General features: G+C 65.4%; 17 protein-coding genes. 5 read left to right on the top strand and 12 right to left on the bottom strand.

Annotation, left to right across the window (positions count from 1 at the left end; genetic code table 11):
* Positions 1–25: 25 nt before the first annotated feature.
* The gene (aceA, locus tag ACSBOX_RS19405) at positions 26–1360 is read right to left on the bottom strand and encodes an isocitrate lyase (protein ID WP_442543930.1); all 1335 of its coding nucleotides are present in this window, start codon (positions 1358–1360) and stop codon (positions 26–28) included.
* A 182-nt stretch (positions 1361–1542) separates the two neighbouring features.
* On the opposite strand from aceA, the gene ACSBOX_RS19400 reads away from it, so the two are divergent.
* A complete protein-coding gene (locus tag ACSBOX_RS19400) occupies positions 1543–3027 on the top strand; it encodes a helix-turn-helix domain-containing protein (RefSeq protein WP_442543929.1) in 1485 nt (494 codons plus the stop codon).
* A gap of 129 nt (positions 3028–3156) precedes the next feature.
* On the opposite strand, the gene ACSBOX_RS19395 is transcribed toward ACSBOX_RS19400, so the two are convergent.
* From ACSBOX_RS19395 to ACSBOX_RS19385, 3 genes are read right to left on the bottom strand one after another with little or no spacing between them, the layout of a single operon-like run.
* Complete coding sequence (locus tag ACSBOX_RS19395; protein ID WP_442543928.1) at positions 3157–3747, bottom strand: dihydrofolate reductase family protein; 591 nt, start codon at positions 3745–3747, stop codon at positions 3157–3159.
* Between the two features lie 52 nt (positions 3748–3799).
* Entirely contained in the window at positions 3800–4333 is a 534-nt protein-coding gene (locus ACSBOX_RS19390) for a DUF6036 family nucleotidyltransferase (RefSeq protein ID WP_442543927.1), read from the bottom strand.
* A gap of 31 nt (positions 4334–4364) precedes the next feature.
* The gene (locus ACSBOX_RS19385) at positions 4365–4730 is read right to left on the bottom strand and encodes an iron chaperone (RefSeq protein ID WP_442543926.1); all 366 of its coding nucleotides are present in this window, start codon (positions 4728–4730) and stop codon (positions 4365–4367) included.
* Between the two features lie 294 nt (positions 4731–5024).
* On the opposite strand from ACSBOX_RS19385, the gene ACSBOX_RS19380 reads away from it, so the two are divergent.
* The 3 genes from ACSBOX_RS19380 to ACSBOX_RS19370 all read left to right on the top strand — a co-directional run bounded on the left by ACSBOX_RS19380 (position 5025) and on the right by ACSBOX_RS19370 (position 8103).
* The gene (locus ACSBOX_RS19380; protein WP_442543925.1) at positions 5025–5726 is read left to right on the top strand and encodes a queuosine precursor transporter; all 702 of its coding nucleotides are present in this window, start codon (positions 5025–5027) and stop codon (positions 5724–5726) included.
* 182 nt (positions 5727–5908) lie between these two features.
* Positions 5909–6595, top strand: a complete 687-nt coding sequence (locus ACSBOX_RS19375) for an ABC transporter ATP-binding protein (RefSeq protein ID WP_442543924.1) — start codon at positions 5909–5911, stop codon at positions 6593–6595.
* Between the two features lie 2 nt (positions 6596–6597).
* The gene (locus tag ACSBOX_RS19370) at positions 6598–8103 is read left to right on the top strand and encodes a DUF6297 family protein (protein WP_442546071.1); all 1506 of its coding nucleotides are present in this window, start codon (positions 6598–6600) and stop codon (positions 8101–8103) included.
* Between the two features lie 99 nt (positions 8104–8202).
* On the opposite strand, the gene ACSBOX_RS19365 is transcribed toward ACSBOX_RS19370, so the two are convergent.
* The 6 genes from ACSBOX_RS19365 to ACSBOX_RS19340 all read right to left on the bottom strand — a co-directional run bounded on the left by ACSBOX_RS19365 (position 8203) and on the right by ACSBOX_RS19340 (position 14041).
* Complete coding sequence (locus ACSBOX_RS19365) at positions 8203–9132, bottom strand: type IV toxin-antitoxin system AbiEi family antitoxin domain-containing protein (protein ID WP_442543923.1); 930 nt, start codon at positions 9130–9132, stop codon at positions 8203–8205.
* 154 nt (positions 9133–9286) lie between these two features.
* Entirely contained in the window at positions 9287–10639 is a 1353-nt protein-coding gene (gene tgt, locus ACSBOX_RS19360) for a tRNA guanosine(34) transglycosylase Tgt (RefSeq protein ID WP_442546070.1), read from the bottom strand.
* Between the two features lie 51 nt (positions 10640–10690).
* Positions 10691–11416, bottom strand: a complete 726-nt coding sequence (locus ACSBOX_RS19355; protein WP_442543922.1) for an SRPBCC family protein — start codon at positions 11414–11416, stop codon at positions 10691–10693.
* 61 nt (positions 11417–11477) lie between these two features.
* Positions 11478–12506 carry a DUF6707 family protein gene (locus tag ACSBOX_RS19350; RefSeq protein WP_442543921.1) on the bottom strand — a complete coding sequence of 343 codons (1029 nt, stop codon included), beginning with the start codon at positions 12504–12506 and terminating at the stop codon, positions 11478–11480.
* Positions 12507–12609: 103 nt separating this feature from the next.
* Entirely contained in the window at positions 12610–13149 is a 540-nt protein-coding gene (locus ACSBOX_RS19345; RefSeq protein WP_234754938.1) for an NUDIX hydrolase family protein, read from the bottom strand.
* A gap of 208 nt (positions 13150–13357) precedes the next feature.
* A complete protein-coding gene (locus ACSBOX_RS19340) occupies positions 13358–14041 on the bottom strand; it encodes a VOC family protein (protein ID WP_442543920.1) in 684 nt (227 codons plus the stop codon).
* A gap of 59 nt (positions 14042–14100) precedes the next feature.
* Here ACSBOX_RS19340 and ACSBOX_RS19335 point away from each other — a divergent pair, with 59 nt between their 5' ends.
* Positions 14101–14703: a YdeI/OmpD-associated family protein gene (locus ACSBOX_RS19335; RefSeq protein WP_442543919.1), complete on the top strand. Its 603-nt coding sequence runs from the start codon at positions 14101–14103 to the stop codon at positions 14701–14703.
* 3 nt (positions 14704–14706) lie between these two features.
* Here ACSBOX_RS19335 and ACSBOX_RS19330 read toward each other — a convergent pair whose 3' ends face one another.
* Positions 14707–15216: a hypothetical protein gene (locus ACSBOX_RS19330; RefSeq protein WP_442543918.1), complete on the bottom strand. Its 510-nt coding sequence runs from the start codon at positions 15214–15216 to the stop codon at positions 14707–14709.
* 29 nt (positions 15217–15245) lie between these two features.
* The gene (locus ACSBOX_RS19325) at positions 15246–16418 is read right to left on the bottom strand and encodes a glycoside hydrolase family 76 protein (protein ID WP_442543917.1); all 1173 of its coding nucleotides are present in this window, start codon (positions 16416–16418) and stop codon (positions 15246–15248) included.
* Positions 16419–16494: the final 76 nt, after the last annotated feature.

The following is a 16494-nucleotide window of genomic DNA, read 5'->3' as shown; positions in this document are numbered from 1 at the left end:
TGCTACCTAGTTGGGGAAGTTGTGGCTAGTGGAACTGGCCTTCTTCGGTGGATCCCACCAGGGCCAGGGTGGATGCGTTCGGGTTGAGCGCGGTTGCGATGTCGTCGAAGTAGCCGGTGCCGACTTCGCGCTGGTGCTTGGTTGCGGTGTAGCCGCGGGACTCGGAGGCGAATTCCTTTTCCTGGAGTTCGACGTAGGCGCTCATGCCTTCGCGGGCGTAGCCGTGGGCGAGGTCGAACATCGAGTAGTTCAGGGCGTGGAAGCCGGCAAGGGTAATGAACTGGAAGGTGAAGCCCATGGCGCCGAGCTCGCGCTGGAACTTGGCGATCGTGGCGTCGTCCAAGTGCTTGCGCCAGTTGAACGACGGCGAGCAGTTGTAGGAGAGCATCTGGTCCGGGAACTCGGCTTTGACGGACTCTGCGAACTTGCGGGCGAGTTCGAGGTCCGGGGTGCCCGTTTCCATCCAGATGAGGTCGGAGTACGGGGCGTAGGCCTTGGCGCGGGCGATGCAGGGTTCGATGCCGTTGCGGACCTTGTAGAAGCCCTCCGCGGTACGAACCGGCTGTCCCCCTTCGCGGAGGATGAATTCCTGGTCCCGCTCGTCGACGTCGGAGGTGATCAGGGTGGCTGCCTCGGCGTCAGTGCGGGCGATGATCACCGAAGGGGTGCCCGCGACGTCGGCCGCGAGGCGGGCGGCGTTCAGGGTCCGGACGTGCTGCTGGGTGGGGATGAGCACCTTGCCGCCGAGGTGGCCACACTTCTTCTCGGACGCGAGTTGGTCTTCCCAGTGCACGCCCGCGGCGCCGGCCTGGATCATGGATTTCATGAGTTCGTAGGCGTTCAGCGGGCCGCCGAAACCGGCTTCTGCGTCGGCGACGATCGGGACCAGCCAGTCCTCGACCGTCTGGATGCCCTCGGAGAATTCGATCTGGTCGGCACGGAGCAAGGCGTTGTTGATGCGCCGGACCACCGTGGGGACCGAGTTGGCCGGATACAGCGACTGGTCCGGGTAGGTGTGGCCGGAGTTGTTGGCGTCGGCGGCGACCTGCCAGCCGGAAAGGTAGATGGCACGCAGCCCGGCCTTGACCTGCTGCACGGCCTGGTTGCCGGTCAGCGCACCGAGGGCGTTGGTGTAACCACCGGTCGTGGCCTCTTCCGTGAGTTGCTTCCACAGCTTCTCGGAGCCGCGCCTGGCCAGGGTGTGTTCCTCGGAGACACGGCCGCGGAGGCGGACGACGTCGGTGGCCGAGTAATCGCGGGTGACGCCTTCCCAACGCGGGTCGGCAGCCCATTCGAGCTCCAGTGCTGCGGCCTGCTCGGTTGCGGAGGTGGGCTGCCCTGGTTCAAATGCTGCTGTCATTGTTCTGTCTCCTTTGACGCTGTTTTGGCGTGTTGCTGAGTTTGCCGCCCCGGCCGGTCTTGGCTGCGCCATTGCAGTTCATTCCGACCGGGACTTCGTAGTTATTACTTTTCAGCACTTCCACGAGGCTTTCTAGATAGAAACCATGGAAAGAAACGCACTTCTTCGCGTATCCTCAAAAAATGTCACCTGTGAGCTGGAACCGCGAAGTACCGTCGCCGTCGTCGTCCGCTTCCACCGCGGAACTGGACGTCATCAGCCTGGGCCGCCGCGTGCGGTATCTGCGCAAGCAGGCCGGACTGACCCTCGACGACGTGAGCGCCGCCGTCGGGACCGCCCCGAGCCAGCTGAGCCTCATCGAGAACGGCAAGCGCGAGCCCAAACTGGGCCTGCTGACGCAGCTCGCGGCGGCACTGAATGTCGGCATCGAACAGCTCCTCGGGGCGGAACCGCCCAGCCGCCGAGCCGCCCTGGAAATCGAGCTCGAACGGTACCAGCGCGGGCCCCTGTACGAGTCGCTGAACCTGCCGAAAATCCGCGTCAGCTCGCGGCTACCGCTCGATGTTCTCGAGTCGCAAGTGGGCCTCCTGCAGGAGCTTGAACGCAAGCTCAACGAGCAGGTCGCGACGCCGGAAGAGGCCCGCCGCGCGAACGGCGAACTGCGTGCCATGATGCGGGAGCGCGGCAACTACTTTCCGGAGTACGAGGCCGAAGCGCAAAAGGTCCTCAAAGGCGTTGGCTACACGACTGGTCCCTTGAGCCAGCACATCATCGCGGACATCGCGGACCACCTCGGATTCACGCTGCACCACGTGGGCGACCTGCCTCATTCCACCCGTTCGGTGACCGATCTAAAGAATCACCGAATTTATCTCACGCAAAGCCAACGGCAGGACCACGATCCCCGCTCGGTCCTCCTGCAGGCCCTGGGGCACTACGTCCTGGGCCACGAGACCCCCAAGAACTACGGCGACTTCCTGGCGCAGCGCGTCGCGACCAACTATTTTGCTGCGGCGCTCCTCCTGCCCGAGAACGCCACCCTGGAGTTCCTGCAGAAGGCGAAAGCCGCCAAGGAGATCGCGGTCGAGGATATCCGCGACGCCTTCGCCGTCTCCTATGAAACTGCGGCTCACCGCTTCACCAACCTCGCGACGAAGCACTTGGGCATCACCACGCATTTCCAGAAGACCCACCAGAGCGGCATCATCTACAAGGCCTACGAGAACGACGGCGTGGCCTTCCCGCAGGACCACACCGGCGCCATCGAGGGCCAGCCCGCGTGCAAAGCGTGGACTTCGCGGGCCGTGTTCGACGTCCCGGACAAGTTCAGCGCCTACAGCCAATACACCGACACCGTCTCCGGCACCTATTGGTGCACGGCGCGCACCGAGCGCTCGGCGGCCGGGGAGTTCTCGCTCAGCATCGGCGTGCCGTACCAGCACGTGAAGTGGTTCCGCGGGAGGGAGACGACGGCGCGGGCTACCTCGACGTGTCCGGACCCGAACTGCTGCAAGCGCCCGCCGGCGTCGTTGGCTTCTTCCTGGGCAGGCAACGCCTGGCCGTCCGCCCGCGCCCACTCGCACCTGCTGGCCGCCATGCCGCCTGGGGCGTTCCCCGGCGTCGACGAGACCGAGGTGTACGCGTTCCTGGAGGCGCACTCGGGGTAGTTTTTGTGCGGGGCGTTTGGGGCAGGCTTGTCACGCTACGCAACTTTTTGGATTCCTTTGGATTGAACAACCCTGGAATTGCGCGGCTCGTGCTCAGCTGGGGATCCAAAAACCTGCCTGGCGTGACGCCTACTTGAGGACCGGGTAGCGCAAGTGCGTGACGCCGACGCCCTCGACGACGGTCGGGTCGCCCAAAGTGAACGGCGCGTTCTCGACGCGATCGAACAGCCGGATACCGGACCCGAGTAGCAGGGGAACCAAGTCGACGCGGATTTCGTCGAGCAGTCCGGCGTCGAGGCACTGCCGAATGGTGTCCGGCCCGTGCATGCCGACGATCTTGTCGCCAGCCGCGGCCTTTGCCTGGGCGACGGCGCTTTCCAGTCCGTCGGTGACGAAATGCACTGCGGAGTCGGGACGGGGCCAACCCTCGGGCATCTGATGCGTCACGACGTACGCGGGCACGCCGAACGGGTGTTGGCCGCCCCAGGCGTCGGCGCGGTCGGAGGTGCGCCGCCCGGTGAGCATCGCGCCGACCTCGCCCATCAAGGTCCGGAGGTGTTGGGCACTCGCTTCGGAGACATGGAACGTGAAGCCGGGGTTGAAGGTGGGGACGTCGACGTCGCCGGCGAAGTACCAGTCGAAGACTTCGTCGACGCCGTCCTCGAGATCCGCTACGTAGCCGTCGAGGGACATCGACATGAACGCCACTACCTTGGTCATTGGCTTGCTCCTTCGGGTTCGGACAGATTTGGGCCGGCCGGCGTTGGCCGCGTCAGACGGACATGGCCCAGGACAATGCCGCATCGCGGCGAGGCTCGGACGGGTCTATTAGCCTGATTCTGTCCACGAGACGGACGCGGTCGATGAGGGATGACTCAATGAGTGCCAGCACGAACGCATGGTCCTTGGGCCGCGCGGCAATGAGCTTCGCTGCGCAGAGATCGTAGGGATCCAGGCAAAGCCCGGTGCTGTTCCGGGTCCGGTCATTGCGCACACCGACAAGGCGGTACTCCCAGTCCGCCGGGAGCACGGCGGTCTCCCTCTCGGCCGCCTGGACGTAGAACCCGAACTCCTTGTGGAAGGGCGACCACTCACCAAGCGCCGAGTCGATGCTGTCCGCAAGCGAGCCGGCGTCGTCGTCGGAAAAGGGGGCGATATCGACCGCGTCCGACATGGTGATCGACGCCGGCAATTGGTCCTCCGTGAACGATCCCAGAACTGACTGGCTGCCGATCACGATCACGCGGTCGCCGTGGATGACATCCGTAGCGGCCCGGATGGCGTGTTCAAGCTCATCGCGGCGCATGGCTGTACCGTACCCCCGCCCTGCCTGATTGTCAGTAGCCGTTCCGTTGCCGCTCGCGCTCAGCTAGAAGGGTCGCCACTTTTTCGATGAGCTCGTATGGAATCGGCTTCCCCAAGGGGAATTTCAAGGTGCCTTTCGCCGCCCGGAAAGGAGCGATTTCGCGCTCGAAGTCCTCGCCGCCGTCGGGCACGGGATAGACGGAAATATGGTGCTTCCACGCCGCGAAGTACACGACGTAGTGGCCGTCGAGCGTGATGGTGGGGATACCGTAACTGATCCTGTCCGCGGCTCCGGGCACCACTGCCAGGGCCCGGCGTCGGATCTCCTGAAGGATGGTTTGCACCTCGTCAGGGCGCGACGCGATGTAGTCGTCCACCGAGTCAAAGTGTTCCACCATGTGCTTCCCCTGTTCCGTTTCGGGTCCCGCCGGTTCTGGACCAAGCTTGCCCTACCCCGGGCCGCCCTGCCAGAGGGCATCGACGCGTGGCCCTCCGACGCTCGCTCACGTATGTCGGGTTTCGGCGGGACGCTCGCTCACTTATGACGGGTTTTGGCGGGACAATTCCCGATTCCTCGATGCGAGAATAGGGGAGGCTCCGCGGTTTGTCGGCGGGTCCACCACCAGTGCTAATACAGCGGGGCGCCGTGCTAACTCCGGCCGCCTGCGCAAACCACTATGAACGGACAAGCGATGACGTCAGCACCAGAATCCCAGACCCTGAGTAAACCCGCGCCGCGCTTCGCGTCGATAGGCTCCCCCTACTTTGGCATCATGCTCGCCTGCATGGCCGTCGTGCTGATCCTGTCCAACATTGGTGCGGCCAAAGGCGTGGCATTTGGCCCGATCCTCACTGATGGCGGGTTCTTCCTCTTCCCGCTTGCCTACATTCTCGGCGACGTGATGAGCGAGATCTATGGATTCAAGGTTGCCCGCAAAGCAATCATCACCTCGTTCGCACTGTCAGCATTCGCATCGCTCTGCTACTGGATCATCATCGCGCTGCCTGGCTTCAGTGACGATTACGGTATCGCCAAGCAGGCAGCGATCGAAGGCGCACTGGGGCCGGTTCCGCTGATCGTCTTGGGGTCGTTGCTGGCGTTTTTCGCCGGCCAGACCATCAACTCCTGGATCCTGGTCAAGATGAAAGCCCGTTCGGGTGAGCGGACCCTCTGGGCCCGGCTCATGGGGTCATCCGGATTGGGCGAATTCGTGGACACGCTCATCTTTTGCAGCATCGCTTCCTCGGTCATCGGGATCACGGACTTTGGAAGCTTCCTCAACTATTTGCTGACCGGCTTCCTGTACAAGACTGGTGTCCAGTACGTCCTTGTACCCTTGACGTCTTTGGTCATTGGCTGGATCAAGAAGCGCGAGCCTAGTTACTGGGCCTGAGCGGGCGTTGCGCCGGGACGCGGTATATGTGAGCGGGCGTTGCGCCGGGACGCGGTATATCTGAGCGGGCGTTGCGCCGGGAAGCGGTATCTGTGAGCGGGCGTTGCGCCTGGACGCGGTATATGTGAGCGGGCGTCGGGTTGGCTCAGGGGAACCGCAGGGAAATCCGGTAGTTTCAGAGGATGAAGCTGGGAAAAGCCGTGCTGACGGCCGAGAAACTTGTTGCAGGCTATGGCGAGCATGCAGTGTGCGGGCCGCTCGACGTCGAGGTTTTCCCCGGGCAGGTGCTTGGGATGGTGGGCGAAAACGGTGCCGGCAAGTCCACACTGCTCCGCACGATGATTGGCGCACAGGCCGCCATTGAGGGCGAGGCGCACGTGCTTGGCTTGATGCCGGACGACCGTTCCGCCCTTTTTCGCAGCAAGGTCTCGGTGCTGCTGGACGAGGATGCCTACTTCGATTCGCTCACGGTCCGCGAGCACCTTTCCTTGGTGGCCCGGGGGCATGGACTCGCCAACCCGGATGCTGCTGTGGAGGAAGAGATCGGCTTCTTCGAGCTTCAAACCGTGGCGGATGCCTTTCCCGATCAGCTTTCCTCGGGACAGCGCCGCAAGCTCCTTTTGGCCTCGGCGTTCATCCGGCCCTTCGAACTGCTGGTCCTGGACGAACCGGAGCAGCGGCTCGATACCCGCATGCGCGGCCTGCTTGCGCAGCGGATCGCCAAGACTGCCAAGAAGAGTGCCGCCGTCGTCATGGTCACGCACGATGCGGACGTCGCCCAAGCGGCGTGTACCCGCGCGGTAATAGTCGACGACGGCGGTGCGCGCTTGGTGAGTACCGACGACGCCGTGGCGAGGATTCGCCGGTGAGCATGTCCAGTGCTGCCGTAGAGCAGCCGCAGTTCGTCGCCTTCGACCCCGAGAGGGCTACCCGCAAGGTCATTCGTCCGCGTGGCCAGTCCTTGCTTTCCAGGCTCAACGAGCTGTACATCCAATTCCTGACGTTCGGCGTCGGCTTGATCTACGCCGTCGGCCTCCTCAACGGGCTCACTGCCGCAGCGGAGCATGGGTTCGGCGGCCACCTGATTTCGACCAGCTACGGCGTGGTTCCTGTCGAATACGGCCTGGTGGCTGGGTTTGGGCTCTTGGGCCTCGCGGCCTATTGGGTGGCGGGCAGGCTCGGGCCACTGGCCATCACGGCGAATCAGCGGCACTGGTGGTACTCGCTGGCCATCAACCGCGAACCCCTCCTGGCCCGGTCCTTGCGCCGGGCAGTCGGGGCTGCCGCCGTCGTTGGGGCCCTGGCCACCATTCCTGTCGCGGTCATCAGCGGCTCGGATGCGGTGGTGTTTGTGGGGCGCGTCCTGGCAGGGGCACTCACCGGCGCGGCTATTCTCGCGCTGGCTGCGTTCGCCCAGACCCGTTCGCGGGCGGCGGCTGGGCAAGGTAGAGCGATGAGCGGGCTGTTGGCGGCGGCTTCGGCGGCACTCGGCGCGATGCTGTTCGGGACGCTTCAAGGCAGCTGGATCTTTGCTGTCGCCCCTGCTGTGGCCCTGGTTGCCGCGGCGCTCGGCATGCGGAACAAGCTCTCCAGCGTCCGCACGACCTCGCTGCTCAAGGCCGGGTCCGCGAGGGGACATGTCCAGGCTGCGCTGACGCTTATGGACACTGGGGAACTCAGTGCCTCGCTTTCCAGCGGCGGCAAGCGAAGCCGGGTCAAGCTCCCGGGCACGCCCAGCACCGCAGCGGGAGCGCTCTTCCACGCCGAGGCAACCGTGCTCGCCCGCCAGCCCGGCCGGCTGTGGCGCTGGGGCCTGGGTCTCGCCGTCGTTCCCTTGACCGGGCTGGTCCGGACGTTCGACTCGCCCATCATCCTGCTTCCCGTGCTGCTCGCCGCCGCGATCTTCTCGTCCACAGCGGCGGCCGGGCCCCTTTGGCAGTTGCGCATGGCTCCCAGCCTCGACGCCCTCCTGCCGATTTCCAGGACAGCCTCGCGCTGGGTCCACGTCGCGCTGCCGGTCATGCTGATGGGTTTGTGGACGACGGCGGCTGCCGGATTCTTCGTGCTTGCGGGCGGATTCCGGGTGGAGCTCCTCGTCCTGGGCGCGGCGGCAGGCGGCGGTTTGGGCGCGGGGATGCTGCGACGAGCCTTCCGCCAGCAGGAGGACCTCACCAAGCTGGTGTACCTGATGCAGCTTGGACGGAGCGGACCCGCCATGCTGGGAACCAGGATCCGGGGTTACGTGCTGTGCCTCTTCGCCCTGGCGCCCTTGGCCTTGGGCATGCTCTTCAACGCCCCGGAACTGCTGGTGACGCCCGCCGTCGTGCTCAACGTGGTGCTCCTGGTGATCGGCGTGACGACGGCCGACCGCCCCTGAGTCGCCCCTTGGCGCGAAGTCGCCGGAACGGTGCCGGGTCGCCTGAACCTTCCGGCGACCCGGGCGCTTTCCGGCGATCTCGACGACGACGGCGGGCGGCTAACGACGGAGGGCGTTCAGGATCCGGGTCTTGAACTCCTGCTCGCGAAAGAGGTGCTTCCATTCCACGCGGACGAAGCGCCAGCCGTCCTCGCTCAGGGCTTTCTCCCGGCGTCGCTCCTCGAAAATGACCTCGGCTGTTGGCTTGAAATCGAAGTATTTGACCTCGCCATCGAATTCCAACGCGACCTTGGCCTCCCGCCAGGCAAAGTCGAGCCGATGCCGGCCAGCCCGGCTGTGCACCTCCACCTGCGGCTCAGGCATCGGCAGCTTCAGCCGCGAGATGAGTTCGCGGCACAAGGTCTCGCCGGCCGACTCCGATCGTGGATCAGCGTCGACCAGGGCCTTTCGTAGGTTCCTGATGCCGCGCCGGCCATCCAATGCGTCGGCCATGTCCTGCAAGAGCGCACGATCAGCGCCGAGCCTGAGTGCATGGTCCATGATCACCAGTGACTGCTTGTAGCTGAGCAGCATGGCGCAATCCACCACCGTCCGCTCCAAGGACGTGACCCTCAAGTTCCCGATTGTCACAACGTCCATCTCACTGAACGGCCTGGTGTGCCCGCGCACGTCCTTGCCGAGCCGGTCGCTGGAAGGCCTGACCTGCAGCAGGATGTGGATCAGGTCGTCGACATTCCAGAGGAAGAGGCGGTGCAGCCGCGCCGCCGACGTGTGGCTATACACGAAGTCTCCCGCCGACGTCGTGAGCGTCCCGTGCGCATGCGCGTAGATCAGTTGTGTGCTTCGAAGCCAGGTGGACTGCTTCTCCCAGAGCGTGGCCCGGATGTAGCAGCCGTAACGTAGCCGGACAAGCTTGCCGCGACGCACCAAGAGCTGGATCGCACGGGAATTAAGCCCCCGTGCGTGGAGTTGATCGGTTCGCCAGAGATTCCCCTTTTCCGGGAGCGAAGGTGGATGGGAAGGCGTCATTGATCCAGCCTTGCGGGCTGTCTGGGCGCACGGAAGCCGCCTGCTCGCCTATGTGGAAAACATGGGGTCGCCGGAACGGTGCCGGATCGCCCGAACGTTCCGGCGAACCCGCACGGTTCCGGCGAACTCGACGGCGGCGGCGAGAAGCGAGAGCCTACGAGTAGTACTGCCCCAAGGTCTCGGCCTTGAACTCGAAGAAGTCCCCGGATTCGATGGCGAGGCGGGCGTCGTCCACCATCTTCACCACGAAGCGCTCGTTGTGAATGGAGATGAGCGTGGCCGAGACCATCTCATGGGCCTTGTACAAGTGGTGGATGTATGCGCGCGAATAGTTGACACAGGTGTAGCAATCGCAACCATCCTGCAAGGGGCCGAAATCCGATTTGTAGCGTGCCCCGGACAGGTTGTACCGGCCGGTCGGAGTGTAAAAGGCCGAGTTGCGGGCCACCCGGGTGGGGGAGACGCAATCGAAGGTGTCGGCGCCGTTTTCGATGGCCGTGAAGATGTCGTCCGGCTCGGAGATCCCCAAGAGGTGGCGGGGCTTGTTCTCGGGAAGTTCTTCGTTGCACCAGCGCACGATCGTCCCGAGGTTCTCCTTCTCCAAGGCGCCGCCGATGCCGAAACCATCAAACGGCATACCGCCAAGGTCCCGGCAGGCTTTGCGGCGAAGGTCTTCGTACTGTGCCCCCTGGATGACGCCGAACAGGGCCTGGTACGGCTTGCCCACACGGGAAGCCGTCAGGCGCTCATGCTCCACCACGCAGCGCTCGGCCCAGCGACGCGTCCGCTCCAGGGATTCCTCCTGGTAGCCACGCGAGTTCTGCAGGGTGGTCAGCTCGTCGAAGGCGAACATGATGTCGGCGCCGATCTGGTGCTGCACCCGCATGGAGATTTCCGGCGAGAAACGGTGCCGGTCCCCGTTCAAGTGCGACTTGAACCAGACGCCGTCCTCGTCCACGTGCGCCAGCCGCTCCTTGCCCGGAGCCACGGCGTCGTCAGGACCGGACGCGTCCACGGAGGTCATGTCGATGACCTTCTTGAACCCCGAACCAAGGCTCATCACCTGGAATCCGCCCGAGTCCGTGAAGGTGGGCCCGTCCCAGTTCATGAACGCACCGAGCCCTCCGGCCGCGTCCAGGATCTCCGGCCCCGGCTGCAGGTACAGGTGGTAGGCGTTGGCGAGCAAAGCCTGCGCGCCGAGCTCCTTCATGGACTCGGGCAGCACTGCTTTGACCGTGGCTTTGGTCCCGACGGCGATGAACGCCGGCGTCTGGATCTGGCCGTGCGGTGTGGTGATGGTGCCGGTTCTGCCCAGGAACTCTCCGCGCTTGCCGCCGTCGTAACGGCTGCCGCCGTCGTTACGGCTGCCGCCGCCGGCGTTCACAAGGCCCGACGACGGCGGGCGCGTTTCGCTGAGCCGCGCACCCACCTCGAAGGAAAACGCGGACTGCTGGGCAGCCCTGAGCACGGAAGGATCGGACTCGGAGCTGGACCCGGAATGACGCATGGAAGAATCGGCTGGCACCGTTACAGTCTGCCAGCCTTGGAGTGCGAATCGTCAGTGCGAGTGCACCTCGGTGGGGTAGTTCTCAGCCTTCCAGCCGTCCCAGCGGGAACGGATCGACTCCAAGCTGGCGGCACCCAGATCGTAGGTCGAAGCGATAACGACTGTCCCGCCGTCGGGCCTCTTCTCCGGAATCACCGGCTGGTCAGCCACAATCAGCAGCCCGTCCCCGTGTTCCGCGTAACTGTGCACTGTGAGGCCTACCTGGTGGTTGCTCCGGAACCAGACCCTGCCGGTGAGGGACTCGCCCGTGGGAAGAGTGAGCGAGTATTCCTCCCCAGGAGCCGGGACGTCGGCCAGGCCGAGTTTCTGGATGCCGGATCCACTGCCGCCCGGCAGGGAAACGAAATGCGTACGCCGGTGCCCGTGCGGATGGCGTTCCAAGGCAAATCGGAGCTGGTGGAGGAACGTCAACCAACCTTGGGTGATGTCCTCGTCCCACGCGGCCCATTCGGAATCGTGGTCCAGGGCGGCCCGAGTCACGCGGACCTCGGTGCCGCCGCTGACCGGGGTGAGTTCGAAGACGTCCCCGCCGTTCACGGTGAGGCTCGTGTGTTCGGGCCCCTCGACCACGTTGGCGGTGAAGTAGATCTGGTTGATTTCGTCGCCAAGCTCGTCGGCCTCCCAGCCGTGCCATTGAGCCACGAGCGACGGTTCGCGCAGCGAAGTCCAAACTTGCTGCGCGTCGGCATTAACAACAACGCTCAGATTGTTCGTCATGGCCCGAATCTACCGCCGTTGGAGCGAACGCGACAGGTCTTGCGGAATCCTCCGATAGCGCCTAAGCCCGCACGGCCTCGAGCTCATTCGCGATCCGGTGATCGAGTTCGCCGACGCCGATCGTGTTCGAACCGCCGTGCGAGCGGAGGAACAGCAGGGTTTCGAGCCGGAGCAACCGCCATTCACGCTCGGCATCGCGGTTCCCGTTGTCGATGGAGCGGAAGATTTCCTTGTCGTACAGGTTCGGTTCGTTGAGCGCGCGCTGCCGGACTTTGGCGGCGATCCGGGCCTTGAACGGGTCGGTTTCCACGGTGTCCGGTGCTTGCAGGAGCTGATCGTAGACTTCCCCGCGTTCGGTCTGGCCGAGCTCGCGGCAGATGAAGCTGGAAAGCGAGAGGGAACGTTCAACCGACATCCAGCGATCGCGGTTTCCGTCGTACGGGAGCACGTTGAGAATATCGGCCACGGCGAGGGCATGGTCCGGATCCCGCAGTTCGATGAAGAGATCGTGGGCCAGGTCGCTCAGGTCGCGCAAGCAGCTTCCCGACTTTGTATTGATGCCCTTCACGAGGCGCTCGCTCAACACCGCGACGCCGTTCCTGCCAGGGTGCGTTTCGGCAGCGGCGGCCACGACGTCCTCGGGCGAGCCAGTCGGTTTGGGGATCAGTGCGAGCTGCGCTGGATCCGGCCCTGCCGGTCGGCTGACAGTCGGTGACAGTGCGGGCAAAGGCGGCACGACGACGGCGGGAACGGCTTCCTCGGGTGAGTCACCGCCGTCGGAGGTAAGGGCGTCGGGCGCGTCACTGGGCGCGTCACTGGGGGCCTGAGCTTCCTCCGCCAGCGTGTCGGCGTCGTCCGGGATGACGATCGCTTCTCCCACCGCCACGCTGGACCCGATCGCGATCCGTACGTTCCCGCCGTCGAGCGTTGTCACCAAGATGAGCGCAGGCACGCCAAAATCGTCGAGTTCGATCTCGATGTGCGTGATTTGCTCCGCGGGACCATCCCCGGGGAGGAACAGGTGGTCCCCGACTTGCAGGGCCCCAGCCTGCTTTTCACGGTACTGCTGGTCGGCCGGGCTGTGAGTCATCGGAAGTCCTTTGGTTCTCTTGGGGTCCGCCCAACAGTCTATAAAACCCCGCCGAGCAAATCGGGGAGGTGGCTATTGCCCGCCGCTGCTGTCCGCGGCGCTGCTACTGTCCGACGCCGGCGAAAGCCAGGGCCTGGCGCACCAGATTGCCGCGGCCGCCACTGAATTCCTGCTGCACGTCGTCGCTCAGGATCTCCTGCGGAGTCATCCAAGTCAGCTCGAGGGCGTCCTGGCGCGGTTCGCACTCGCCCGTGACGGGGATGACGTAGACGAGCGACACGGCGTGTTGGCGGTCGTCCGTGAAGCCGGTCTGCGACGGCGCCGGGAAGTATTCGGCCACCGTGAACGGCACCGGACTGACAGGCAATTGCGGAAAGGCCAGCGGGCCCAAGTCCTTTTCCATGTGCCGCAACAGCGCGGCACGGATGGTTTCGCGGTACAGGACGCGGCCGGACACGAACGAACGGACCATGGCGCCGTCCGCGTCGCCCTGCAGCAGGGTACCTACCTCGTTGACGAATCCGAGCGGATCCAGACGCACGGGAACCGCCTCCACGTAAACCATGGGGAGGCGGCCGCGGGCTTCGAAGAGGTCTTCATCGGAAAGCCAGCCGGAGTACGGGTCAGGGGTACGAACACTCATGGTTAAGTTCTACCCCATCCCATGCCGTTCCATGCCGCACGAATCAGACAGCAGGGATTGCGTCGGGCCAAAGTCCGGCACGCTCGCTCACGTATGTCGTCCTTTTGGCGGACGCCCGCTCACGTATGTCGGGCCATCGGGCGACCGTCGCTCAGATGATCTGAGCGGGCGTTCGGGGAATGGCCCGTATTGGTGAGCTGGCGTTGGGTTAGGGGGCCTGGGCGACGGTGATGCTTTGGCCGCGCGGGGCCTGGACCGTGAGGATCGAACCGGCCCGGGCGGCGGCGAGCCCAGCGGCGGCGAGCCCAGCGGCGGCGAGCCGGGCCTCAAGGGCGGCGAGGTCGCCGTCGTACTCGAAAGCGAGGCCTCCCGCGGCTGTCTCCGAAGACTCCCGGACCAACAGGATGCCGCCGTTCTTCGTGCTGAAATCCACGACGTCCGGAGACGCCCGCCGCGGCCGCGCGCCGATGTTGCCCAACTCCTGCGCGGCCCCCGACACATCGGGCGTAAGCCAGGTCCCGACGACGGCGAGTCCCGGGTCCGCGTCCGGGCTCGTCGTGCGGTTGCTCGCCTTGTCGGCAAGGAACGTGAAGCCGTCCTTGGCGGTGACGCGGACGGCCTGGCCGTGGTCGGCATCGATCAGTTCGGCGCGGGTTCCGTCGGCCACGGTGCGTCGGGCAAACTCGGCCAGGTCCCCGACCTCGACGCCGAACACCGTAGTGCCGTCGTCGGCCGAGTCTGCGGAGGTACTGTGCAAGGCCACGCGGCCCGAGCCGGCGTCGAACTCCACCCAGTCGCCGTGGTCCCCGACGCACACGAGGCCGAGCGCCGCAAGGAGCTTCGTCCAGCCGGCGACGTCGGACGTGAACTGGATGGGTCGGACACGCAGCATGGATCCTCCGGCAGGTGAGTGGGCTTTCGCCACAGCCTAGCTGGCACCAGAATGGGGCCATGGCTGTTGAACTCGAAGAACTGCTCGTCAAAGATGCTGCCGAGTGGCGGTCCTGGCTCGAAAAGAACGGCGGCGATAGCCCGGGCGTCTGGCTCGTGCTGCACAAGAAGGGCGGCAACGTGACGGAACTGGACTATGCCGCTGCCTTGGATGAGGCCCTTTGTTTCGGTTGGATCGACGGCCAAGGCAGAAGACGCGACGACGAAAGCGTCTTCCAGCGCATGACCCGCCGCGGGCCCAAAAGCCCCTGGTCCAAACGGAACGTGGGCCACATCGCCCGCCTCGAAGCCGAGGGCAAGATGACCCCGGCCGGTTGGGCCGCCGTCGACGGCGCCAAGGCGGACGGGCGTTGGGAAGCTGCCTACGTCGGCCAGGCGGAGGCGGAAGTCCCCGAGGATCTAGCGGCCGCGATCGCCGCCGTTCCCGAAGCCCAGGCGATGTTCGATGTGCTGACGGCGGTCAACCGCTTTGCCCTGATCTACCGCACCAACTCGGTGAAGAGGGCGGAAACGCGGGCCAGGAAGATCGCCGGCTTTGTCGAGATGTTGGCCAGGCAGGAGACGCCGTATCCGCAGAAGAAAAAGCCCGCGGTGGCAGAGTAAGACCTACTCACGGTTCTCCCGGGACAGGGCAACGATCCAGCCCGGAGTGTCCTCCCCGAGCCGCTGGTCGAGGGTGACCCTCGCCTTGGCAGCGGCGATCTGCACCTTGCGGTCCTCGGCGTCTACCGCGGCGGGACGCTGCGAGGGGACGACGGCGCGGGTTTCGGATGCCGTGGCGGCTGCCAGGAGTGCGTCCTCGGTGCCGACTTTGAGGAGCGCGAGTTCCTCCCGCGACGCGAGTTCGCTGTGGCCCAGAATCTCGATGGCCTTCTGCCCCATTTCGGCCTCGGAGCGGCTGCGCGACAGGGCCGCGTCGAGAGCCCATTGAGCGCGGCGCCACCATTCGGACCGGTTGTCCGCCCGGGCCTTCTGCCGGAGGGACAGGAGGCCGACGATCGCGGCAACGATCGCCGCGACAAGGACGGCGAGCGGGCTGAGCGCGCCAAGGATTTGCCACCATTCCGACGGCGCACCGACCACGGTGACAGGTATCGGGCTCGGGATCGGGTTCACAGCTCCAGACTAGGCCCCGGCACTGACAATTATTGGACGCGCGCGGCGGCTTCCAGCACCATCCACGCCTGGAGCTGGGTGGAGAGTTCGACGGCGGTGCCCGGCGCGTACGTCTCGGCCGCCGGGCGCTGTGGTTCCGTCGAGAAGACGAGCCAGCCGTCGTCGTCCGTTCCGGAATTCCGCTTGGCAGCGTCGGTGCGCACCGTCCGCCCCGCCCACAGAGCCTCCGCGGTATCGAGCACGAGCTGCCTGGCGGTGGCCCGTGTCACGAGGGGCAACCGTGCGTCGGAGGCGGCTAGCGCAAGGTATCGGACGAGGATCCCGGTGAAGAGCCCGCCGTCGCCGGTGCCCTCGCCGCGAAGAACGAGCCTCCCCGGGCCGGCGGGTCCGGAAACGGTCAGATGCTCGGCCACCGAGCCCACCAAGGCGGCCGCGCGTGCCAGGTTCGCGTCTCCACCCAGTTCCAACAAGGCGCCGAGCACCGGACCCTGGTTGTAGGTGTAGACCTCTTCAGCGAGGACGAGCTTGCCTTCCTTGAGCCAGGCGCCGTCGAGGTATAGGCCGCGCGTGGGTTCGAAGAGGGTGGCGTCGAGCCAGTCCAGGAGCCCTTGGGCCCGTCCTGGATGACCGGTCCGGGCGAAGTGCAAGGCCACCGGCGCCGTGGCCGGGGCGTTCTTGAAATCGCGCTTGGTGCTCCAGAAAGTGCCGCCGCCCATGTCGTCTGTGGAGGCCGATTCGAATTGCGGAGAGAGGCTCTTCTGCAGGCGGGCATTGCGTCGTTGGCCAGGCTTCTGCGCCCGCGCGGCCAAGGCGTCCAGGCGCAGGGCGGCGAGGGCCAGCCAGGCCATGTCGTCGTAGTAGCTGTTGACGTAGCGCAGGAGGTTGCGCAGCCGGATGGTGGTGACCACGCGTGAAGCCAGCTCGCCGGCGCTCGGGCGATTACCGCCGTCGAACCTTGATCCCGAGCCCAGTTCGCGGAACCCTGCGTCCACGAGGCAATCGACGTAGTGTGCCTGCCACCAGTAGTGCCACGGCTGAAACGGAGAATGGCTGGACGGCCGGATCGGCGCCGCGAGGTGGGTTCCGGGAACGAAGAGGAGGCGCCGCCCGAAATGCCGGGTCACCGAGCGTGCGGCGTGATCGGCTCGCGCGGCCCAATCCGGTGTTCCGGGGGTGCCCTGCGGGGTGTCGGGGGCGGACATGGTGCCAGCCTAACGCCGTGCGCTTGGCCGCAAGCCCCTCCCCAGTGCACAATCAAAGTGATTCAGTTAACATTCA

It is taken from the genome of Arthrobacter sp. KN11-1C (assembly GCF_052180225.1).
Classification (GTDB): Bacteria; Actinomycetota; Actinomycetes; order Actinomycetales; family Micrococcaceae; genus Arthrobacter.
Note: the sequence above shows the minus strand (reverse complement) of the source record. Positions and strands in the feature narration are given on the sequence as shown.